This window comes from Thalassotalea sp. G20_0, assembly GCF_017744175.1.
Lineage (GTDB): Bacteria > Pseudomonadota > Gammaproteobacteria > Pseudomonadales > Endozoicomonadaceae > Endozoicomonas.
This window is the reverse complement of record NZ_JAGHQV010000006.1, coordinates 192,834-202,519: the sequence shown is the minus strand read 5'-3', so window position 1 is coordinate 202,519 and position 9,686 is coordinate 192,834. Positions and strand designations below refer to the sequence as shown.

The 9,686-nt window shown below is 41.7% G+C and carries 7 protein-coding genes and 1 pseudogene; 4 read left to right on the top strand and 4 right to left on the bottom strand.

Annotated elements, in window-relative coordinates; translation table 11 throughout:
- Positions 1-455: 455 nt before the first annotated feature.
- From J7438_RS05750 to J7438_RS05735, 4 genes and pseudogenes are all read left to right on the top strand, one after another.
- A complete protein-coding gene (locus J7438_RS05750; RefSeq protein WP_209204488.1) occupies positions 456-713 on the top strand; it encodes a type II toxin-antitoxin system Phd/YefM family antitoxin in 258 nt (85 codons plus the stop codon).
- Entirely contained in the window at positions 710-1,144 is a 435-nt protein-coding gene (locus J7438_RS05745) for a type II toxin-antitoxin system VapC family toxin (RefSeq protein WP_209275782.1), read from the top strand. Before J7438_RS05750 ends, J7438_RS05745 begins: the two co-directional genes overlap by 4 nt.
- Before the next feature lie 338 nt (positions 1,145-1,482).
- A pseudogene (locus J7438_RS05740) lies at positions 1,483-2,372 on the top strand (IS110 family RNA-guided transposase).
- 730 nt (positions 2,373-3,102) lie between these two features.
- Entirely contained in the window at positions 3,103-4,203 is a 1,101-nt protein-coding gene (locus J7438_RS05735; protein WP_209275781.1) for a glycosyltransferase, read from the top strand.
- Positions 4,204-4,284: 81 nt separating this feature from the next.
- Here the strand turns inward: J7438_RS05735 and J7438_RS05730 are convergent, their stop codons facing one another.
- The 4 genes from J7438_RS05730 to J7438_RS05715 all read right to left on the bottom strand — a co-directional run bounded on the left by J7438_RS05730 (position 4,285) and on the right by J7438_RS05715 (position 9,685).
- The gene (locus tag J7438_RS05730) at positions 4,285-5,175 is read right to left on the bottom strand and encodes a DUF6625 family protein (protein WP_209275780.1); all 891 of its coding nucleotides are present in this window, start codon (positions 5,173-5,175) and stop codon (positions 4,285-4,287) included.
- Between the two features lie 41 nt (positions 5,176-5,216).
- The gene (locus J7438_RS05725) at positions 5,217-6,710 is read right to left on the bottom strand and encodes an ArnT family glycosyltransferase (protein WP_209275779.1); all 1,494 of its coding nucleotides are present in this window, start codon (positions 6,708-6,710) and stop codon (positions 5,217-5,219) included.
- A gap of 53 nt (positions 6,711-6,763) precedes the next feature.
- Complete coding sequence (locus J7438_RS05720; protein ID WP_209275778.1) at positions 6,764-8,812, bottom strand: polysaccharide biosynthesis protein; 2,049 nt, start codon at positions 8,810-8,812, stop codon at positions 6,764-6,766.
- 321 nt (positions 8,813-9,133) lie between these two features.
- A complete protein-coding gene (locus J7438_RS05715; protein ID WP_209275777.1) occupies positions 9,134-9,685 on the bottom strand; it encodes a sugar transferase in 552 nt (183 codons plus the stop codon).
- Position 9,686: the final 1 nt, after the last annotated feature.

Genomic DNA, 9,686 nt, shown 5'->3' with positions numbered 1-9,686 from the left:
CATAGGTATTTCAATATTAAACACTTGTCGTTAGAGAAGAAAAGCAAAAGCGGTTAATCAGTGTAAGAAGCCTGCAACGAGTTGCGCGGATAAAGTTCAAATGATGGCATAAAAGGTAAGACCTGCATTCCCTTGAACCTGACCGGGGTCAGGGCCCTTAGAGGCCGAAGACCTGATGAGGTGGGAATGAGCGGATTCCATCAGGGCCAGAGGCATTGAGACCTCACCCCAAAGGCCGGTCTCTTTATTAAGAGAATGGAAGCATTACTCTTTAAAGCCATTGTGAAAACTTTTCCTTGCATCGCGGGGCGGACCATATATGCCCCCCGGTTTCGTGACCCCCGGTTTCGGTTTCTTTGACCCCAATTTTCCTGGAAAAGCTTGCGGGCTACCTTGACGCTGAAATCTGGTCAGACTAGTCTTTTCAAGTCATCATCAATTACAAGGGGCTTATCATGGCAAACCAGTGGCAACTCCAGGAAGCAAAAAGCAAGTTCAGTCACATAGTAGAAAAGGCCTGTAATGAAGGCCCTCAATTTGTCACCAAACACGGTGATAACGCAGTAGTGGTGATCTCTTACGATGATTACCAGAGAATGGTCCTGCCTGAAAACAACCTGGTTGACTTTTTACGCAGCTCACCTTTTGCAGGCACCACAGAGACAGAAGAGTTTACCAGAGACAAAGAGATGCCGAGGGATATTGAACTGTGAAATATCTACTCGATACCTGCGTATTATCCGAAGCGTTCAAAAAAAAACCAAACCCGCAAGTGATCGATTGGTTAGGAAGTGTGGATGAACAAAGTCTTTACCTTTGTGTATTAACTTTGGGAGAGATTGAAAAAGGAGTCGAAAAAAATAAAGACCCTGCCCGGCGAAGAAAATTACGCAACTGGCTGGAGTTTGACCTTAAAGACAGATTTAGACACCGAATCCTGTCAGTGGACTTAGATGTGACCCTTAAATGGGGTGCTATTCAAGCCGAAGCCGAACTGGCGGGCACCCCAATACCAGCTATTGATGGGTTAATTGCAGTGACAGGTTTAGTCCATAATTGCACAGTGGTTACCCGGAACATCGATGATATGCGACAGAGCCAGGCTGAGCTGTTTAACCCATGGGATGAGCCCTGTTTTCGATGATTTGTGAATGCTCCTGATGGCCTACGTTCTGGCACACTTACTTTCGAAGAGTGGGACTAAAAGCGTGGTCAACAAAAAGGACTCAGGTCTTTGTGTAAAATTCTATCGTTTATAAGCCAAGTAAGAAATTGAGAGTAGAGTTGTTAAGATTAGAAAGGGGAATTTGAGGCATGCCTTACATTGTGAAAATGCCTTCTTTATTATCTTTATATACGACAAAAGTTGTGCACAAAGAAAGACCTAATGGAATGGTCCGCCCCGCTCCCAAAACGGCTTCAAATGAGCCAGGATAGAATGAGTTGTTCAGACATCATTCAGAATAAGAAACGGAGCGAACCATGGTCAAGCATAACAAATCAGGATCTCAGCAAAAAGGTCAGGTGGCATTTCTCGGAATTGATTTGAGCAAAAAGAGTTTCCAGCTTCATGGCGTTGATTCCAAGGGCAATGTGGTCATCAAAAAGAAACTCAACCGTAAGGTGCTTTTACCCTTTATTGCCAACTTGCCTGAATGTGCTATTGGCATTGAAGCCTGTGGTGGCTCACACTACTGGTGTCGTAAGTTTACCGAGTTGGGGCATGACGTTCACATTATGGCTCCCCAATTTGTGAAGCCCTATGTAAAGTCAAACAAGAATGACGCTGCTGATGCTGAAACCATTTGTGAAGCCATGCAACGTCCCAATATGCGCTTTGTACCCACTAAAACTATTGAGCAACAGGACATTCAGAGCCTGCATAGAATACGCAGCCAGGCTGTGGCCAGAAGAACAGCATTGGGTAACCAGATAAGAGGGTTATTAATGGAGTACGGAGTTCCAAAGGGAATATCCTATATCCGTAAACAGATCCCACTGGTTCTGGAAGATGCTGAAAATGGTTTAACAGTGCTGTATGCAGCGATTGGTGACATAACAGCATTTAAAAATGGTCGGGAAATGGCAGCCTGGCTTGGACTGGTACCCAAACAACAGTCTACCGGTGGCGTACCCACTTTACTGGGGATTAGTAAACGGGGTGATACCTACCTGCGAACCCTGTTGATACACGGTGGCAGAACCGTTGTCAGGGTAGCCGATAAACACGACGATCGACGTAATAACTGGATTAAAGAGCTTGACCAGCGCAGGGGCAAGAATATATATCAGCGGTGGCTGTTGCCAATAAAAATGCTCGCATTGCCTGGGCTGTGTTAACCAAGAAAGAACCCTACAGGGCAGCAGCATGAGCATCGGCATCAAGCTATTAAACATTTGTCGTTAGACAAGAAAAGCAAGAGCGGTTAATCAGTGTAAGAAGCCTGCAACGAGTTGCGCGGATAAAGTTCAAATGATGGCATAAAAGGTAAGACCTGCATTCCCGACCGGGGTCAGGGCCCATAGAGGCCGAAGACCTGAAGAGGTGGGAGTGAGCGGATTCCATCAGGGCCAGAGGCATTGTGACCTCACCCCAAAGGCCGGATTCTTTATTAAGAGAGTGGAAGCATTACTCTTTAGTCATGATGGAAAACTTATCCTTGCAATGCGGGGTGGACCATATATGACCCCGATTTTCGACCCCGATTTTCTGAAACCAAGCATCCTGCGAGGACTTCAGACAGATATGAGTGCTCATCGCTGTCTTTTCTGCTTCCGCTTCAGACCATTGTGACCACTACATTGGTAATTTCTTGAGTAAAGCACAATCTCAGAGGCACTTATTTAGCCTAAGTTATCTTAACCCAACCAGAAGAATTACATGGGATCAAAACACGAAATCTGATATTATCCTCTAGCACATAATCATTGTTAGGATTTACTCTTGTGTGAAAACAGTATGGTAAACATCAAATACATGCAAGCCACATCCATAGTCTATGCATCAGCACTGCCTTCAATGAAGATTTTTAGTGATACTGGGATATAGATAATCTCAATGATTAAAAATCAACAGTCATTTCCAGATGGTGTCGTTATACAATGTATGTTCTGCAACTTTGCCACGACTACAAAGCCCCCTTTTTAAGTGTTGCTAGACAATATGCATCATTTTTCCAGAATACCCCTTATAAAGTAGTCACTGTATTTATAAAAGGTAAGGAAGATAGCTCAGTTGTCAGTGCCTGTAACTCCCACGAAGTCATCTTTCTAGACTATGAGTCTAAAGAAATACGTGGGCTAAAAAAAGGCCCTATCTCAGATATAAAAAAACTGTATGAGAAATATAAATTTAGATTTGCAATAGCCCACAGATATAAGGCCCTATACATCGTCACTCATTTAAAGGGCTTGTTTTGTATCGGTATCCACCATATAAGAGATGATTACAGACGGTTAACGCGCAGAATCTATGTCTATCGTCATCGTAAACAAATAGCTTTGCTTGGTGTATCAAAGGCGGTGCGGGATAACATCAGACACTATCTGCCCTTCATGGATAAGAAAAGTATTTCATACCTTTACAACAGCTTGGACTTTGGAAGGGTTCGGGAAGAGCAGCTAAATCAAAATGAGGCAAGATCTGAGTTAGGCATAGGTGAAAAGGGGTTTATTTTCGGAACCGTTGGCAGGCTTCATGCCGACAAAGACCAGGCAACAATGATTAGAGGCTTTAACATGATCAAAGATGATCTACCTGAAGCATCCTTGGTCATCATTGGCGCAGGTCCTCTGGAAGAGGCTTTAAAAAAGCAAGTACACGACCTGGGTCTCGAAAATCGAGTGAAGTTTTTAGGTCGAATCCCTAACGCTTATCGCTATTTAAAAGCATTGGATTGCTTTTTGTTGTCATCAGTTCGTGAAGGTCTGCCTGTAGCCTTGTTAGAGGCTTATGCAGCCGAGCTGCCATCCATAGTAAGTCGATGTGATGGTAATGAAGAGGCCAATGAAGGTGTCGGAGAAATTTTTGATATTGGCGATGAGCTAGGGCTGTCAAACGCCATGAAGAAGTACTTTGTTCTCAATCAGAAGCAAAGAGAGCAAATTATTTTCAAAATAAATGAAAAAATCACAACAAATTTTACGTCTGCTTCTGTGAAAACCGCATTCTGGGCACAGCCATTTATGGAAACATATAAATAAATTAATTATCTAGTTAAAAACACACATAAGCCTTAGAGAGTAGTCAGCCTCCCCCTAAGGCTATAACAATGCACATAATTCTTAAGGCTGATGAAACCCTGTCTCGTCAATGATGAATCCGTTTGACTCTAAACCGTGAGGTACAAAATTTATTTTAGTTTGCCCATCCCAAAATGCCTTTTCACCACGTGACTTGTGCAACCACGTACTGGATTTAAAATTCATGAAATGAAGATAGAGAAACTCTTTGTCACCATCTTCGCTGTTTGTTAACTTACCCTCCTTCCAATACCACCGAGTAGGATGGTCCCAGGAACCATTCCACCAATGCTTTGGAAATAACACTGTACTGTACTGTTCTTTGAAGTAATTATTTCTTTGATACGAACTAGCCAAGCTATAAAGGCGTCTTGCCCAGTTCGGGTATTTTTTATGGCGAAGAAACACTTTGGAATATTTTGATTCATCAATACCAATATGTTCCTTTTTCTCCATCAGCTCTTGCCAATTATCAATTTTACGAAATGCATTTCTCATGAACTCTGAATTCTTAAAAATACAAAGATGCCCTGAGAGGCGATCCCAATGAGATGAGATACAATTATATTCTAAAATCCCATCCGTATAAAAATCCCTTATATTCCCGTATATAACATCGATGTCTCCAAAACCATAGCTGTGGTAAGAAACAATGTCTTGATCATGAATATAACCAAGGGCAGGCCTTATATCACAAAGTTTGTAAGGGTTATCGGGATTGAAATTTATTCCCAATTTGTCTGAAACTAACTGTTTGTACTCTTTGAAAGACAAACTATAAAATTCAACGTTTGGATAAACCCCTTTAGGAGGTTCACAATCAGTATAGAAAATCCAGTTAACAGTTGGATTCCACTTGCACGACTCAAGAAATAATGAAAACCATTCAGGCCACCGACCAAAGTATGGAATAACGATTACAATACTTTTCACACAAAACCTCAAATTCATAGAGCATTAATATATTTTACTTTTTACTGCCGTTTTTCTTTACAATCACCAGAATCCTTACCGAGCACATAAATATGGTCAGATTTATTATTAACAAAGCTATTTAGCATCAGCCATCCATTGTTCTCCAAGCGAGTAAGATCACCCGATTTTCGCTTTGCATAATAAACAAGATAATCTATCGAATCTTCAGTACCATTATTACCGTAAAAAATGGTTTGTGCATAGCTGCCATTAATTAAATAGTTTAAAATCTTATGATTCGTACCAATGGTGCCACAACTCGCTAAATTAGCGCTTGCCCAATATGCAGCATCTTTAAAAAACACTTTCTCTGTTTTATTAAAGCTAACAACACTATCAATGAATGATGCAAAAATCAGAAAAGCAACAACACTGGATTTCAGTCTATTTCTTTTAAATGAAAACGTTTCAGAAATAACACACACTAAAGGAATCAACATCAATAATGATGTATAAAAAACATAACGTGTTACCACAAAGTATTTAACAAGCACAAAAGCAGCTAATGGGATAATTGAAACAAACGTCATCATCAAGATAACACTATTATTTCTATACCATTCGATAACTGGCTTGACATGCAGCAGTAATAACAACAAATAGAATTTACCAATGGCACCTAACACTTCTACAAAAAGAATGCTCAATAACCCAGCAACAACAAAGAGTACTGAGTAATCATCTCCGTACTCGGGTAGAAACTGTTCTTTAATCAGACCTGCTCCTGACAACAAGCCGGTTATTAGAGAAGAAACATCTAAGTAGAGATATACATCCTGAACGAGCTTTGAAGAAGAAAAAAGTAAAAATCCTATAATAAATGCTGTAACCAGTAGTGAGCATGGAATTAAAACCCATAGAATCTGGTTCCGTAAACTGATACCTTTCAGATGGGCAGCAATAAAAAATAAAAAATACGAGGCAATAAAAACAACACCTTCGACTCGAAAAAAAGTCGCCAATACTGAGCATAATAAAGCAATAAGAAAAAACTTCGGGCTTTTATCCCTGATTGATACCAATAAATAGAAAAACCCTGCCATCATGAAAGCCCAAAAGCCATGATCGCGTATTACCATATCTCGATAATTGTTAAAAACAGCTGCACACAGAAGTATTATGGCACCACACAGAACAGCTCTCTTATCATTTGAAAGCAGTGATAGTATTCTAAGAAAATAAAAGACAACAACTGCATCAGACACCACTGAAAAAATATAGAAAGATAATTCAAGTGGAATATGAGTCAACCAATGAAATAAGGCTGTAATAATTGAATAAAAAGGCCAGCCATAGATCGAAAACGCAGAAAATGTACCACTTTTTAGATACTCTTGAGCTAATTCGAGATACAAATACCCATCAGGGTTAATCAAATCATCCTGACATATTAAATAAACACTCAATAGGCTGGATGCAATTACTGCGAATAAATAAATATATTTTTCTTCATATCCATTACTACCAATAATAAGACTCGATGGTTTCTTCATAATCTGTATCTTTTAAAAACATATTATAGAAAGAGTTTTTTTTGTTATAGAGATCAGCTATTAACTTCATGATCAACTATAGATGAAGAGAAAGTATGTGAACTTTTGCTGCGGTAACTCACCGATAACCAGTCAACTAATGCAGAATCTGGTTTAAATCCCGATACATGCTTACCAATTGTTGCTCTCACCTGTTGATAATCATGTTTATCAACTGCCGCCAGAATTTCAGTGATAGCTAACTTTAACTCTCCCCAAGGCTCAGATTCTTCCACAGCCTTATAAATAAGGGGATGGTCCGTTTTATTTACATTGTTCCCAATGAGCAGTTCTTCATAGAGTTTCTCTCCTGGTCGGAGGCCTGAAAACTCAATAGAAATATCACCCTCTGGATTTTCTTCATTCTTCTCTGAATACCCGGACAAACGAATCATATGACGAGCAAGGTCTACAATTTTGACAGGCTCCCCCATATCGAGCAGAAACACATCGCCACCAGTTCCCATTGAGCCCGCTTGAATAACCAGCAACGCAGCTTCGGGGATGGTCATAAAGTAGCGGGTAATCTCGGGGTGTGTGACAGTGACTGGACCACCGGAACGGATCTGCTCACGAAACTTCGGGATGACCGAACCGCTGGAACCCAGCACATTCCCAAAACGAACCATGGTGAAGCGAGTGTTATTGATTACAGAAACGGCTCCCCGGAACATTCCTGGATGTAATAAGTCAAAATTGATCTGAGTGCTGAATGCCTGCAAGACCTCTTCAGCCAAACGCTTGGTTGCCCCCATTACATTGGTTGGGCGAACGGCTTTATCCGTTGAAATCAAAACAAAGTTTTGCACGTTACAAACCATTGCAGCCTGGGCGGTATAGAGTGTACCTAAAACATTATTTCGAACACCTTGCGAAATATTATGCTCAACAATAGGTACGTGTTTGTAAGCCGCAGCATGGTAAACAGTATTGACCTGATAACCACTCATTACATCCAGCAGTCGGTTAGGGTCATTAACCGAACCCAGAACCGTAATAAGCTCGAAATGCAGAGAAAGGCTGGACTTTATACGAGTTAGTTCCTGCTCTATCTGATAAAGATTAAACTCCGAATGATCAAAAATAATAAGACGTTGGCAGTCTAATCGGATAATCTGGCGACAAAGTTCAGAGCCAATAGAGCCGCCAGCACCGGTCACCATGACCGTTAATCCTTTAATGCAATGATGCAGGAGCTGCTCATCCGGAGCAACAGGTTCACGGCCTAGCAGGTCAGCAACCTCCACCTCTTTAATATCCTGAATCTGCAAACGTCCACTGGCCAGATCAGCCATCGCTGGCATCGTCATTACCGGCAAATGCAATTGTTCCAGGTTCTGAACAATGGCTTTGCGTTTCGAATCTGAGATGGATGGTAATGCCAGTAATACCTGGTCAAATAATTTCTGCTCAGCCAGTTGAGAGAGCTGGCTGCTATGATAGACCTTTCGGCCATAAACAATGCGGCCCTCTAGTGTTGGGTTGTCATCTACAAATAGCACTGGCCTGTATTCCCATCCACGATCTAAAGCTGATACCAGCTGACACCCCGCATCACCCGCTCCGTATACTGCAACAGGTTTACCTCTGCGATGATACGATCCATGGAAGCTGGCAGTAAAAGGTGACATCAAAATATCTGGCAATGAAAAACCCAGCAACCAATATCGGGCAGTGTAACGGGAAAGCCCCAGTAAAAGCATAAACACCAGCCCAAACAGAAATGGAAGGCTTCTGGGTACATCCCATCCAAGGACATAGGTTGTCACAATCAGCCCGGCAACAGAAAGACCACCTACCCGCAACAACGTAACGGCCAATTGGGAATTAAGATAACGAAGCACTGCTCGATAAAGCCCGAGCCGGATACAAATGGGCAGAATAATAATCGGTGAGAGAATGGACAGTTTTACAAAAAGTTCAGAGTAGTCGAAAAAACCATCCAAACCGAGTCGAATCAGAAACGAGGAAAAAAGACCAACCCATACAATCAGCAAGTCTATCGTGAGGCTTATCAACCGTTTTTGCACTCGAGGTAAGGCGATCAGTTTTTTTCGGATCATTGGTTTGAAAATAGTCTTAACTAAATGGAATTTGATAACAAAAGAGGCGTGTTTGAAAAAAGGTCAAAGTACCCAGCTAGTACCCATGCTTTGAGGTTGTCGCGAACGTTCAATTTATCGGTAACACGCAGGCTTGCCAACAAATAGGCTTTAAAACCTATACTTTGTCGGCAATTCTTTCAGAATTACTGACCTATGGGGTTTTGCGGCTACCTTCTCCGCAGAGGAATTTATACTTGAAAGCTGCGCGCACCCAAGCAGCAGCATGGGTGCAAGGGGTGATTACTGGCCTTCCCTCAGAGTCAGCATACTGCATCAAGTTCAGCGCACTCTGTCGCCCTGACCACTCCCAGTAACTGTCAACAGAATATACTTAAAGTAGCTATTAATAGATAAGCTGTTAATCATCTCGGAGTCCTTTTCAGCCAACAATTCCGGTGTCGACATATCAATATGATTCACTTGGGCCAACCCGGTAATACCAGGGCGAACATCATAAACTCCCAACTTTTCTCTGGCAGCAATCAACTCTACCTGATTAAACAGATTTGGCCGGGGACCAACCAGGCTCATTTCGCCTTTAAGCACATTCCAGAGCTGCGGAAACTCATCCAGTTTTGTCTTTCTCAAAAACCTGCCCATTGGTGTAATTGAAGTAGCACAGGCAAGATGACTGGCGACAGAAGCCGTATCTATAGCCATGGTACGAAACTTTACCAGCATAAATGGTTGCTGGTTACATCCAACCCTTTCCTGTCGAAACAGTGGTGATCCAGTATCAAAAAGACCAATCAGATAAATCAGCATAAGTACTGGCAGGCCCAGAATCAGGCCAACCAATGAAAAAAACACATCAAAAATACGCAAAGCCACG

Coding starts and splice junctions, on each gene's coding strand:
- J7438_RS05735 (WP_209275781.1), top strand. CDS start 3,103: ATGTATGTTCTGCAACTTTGCCACGACTACAAAGCCCCCTTTTTAAGT.
- J7438_RS05750 (WP_209204488.1), top strand. CDS start 456: ATGGCAAACCAGTGGCAACTCCAGGAAGCAAAAAGCAAGTTCAGTCAC.
- J7438_RS05720 (WP_209275778.1), bottom strand. CDS start 8,812: ATGATCCGAAAAAAACTGATCGCCTTACCTCGAGTGCAAAAACGGTTG.
- J7438_RS05725 (WP_209275779.1), bottom strand. CDS start 6,710: ATGAAGAAACCATCGAGTCTTATTATTGGTAGTAATGGATATGAAGAA.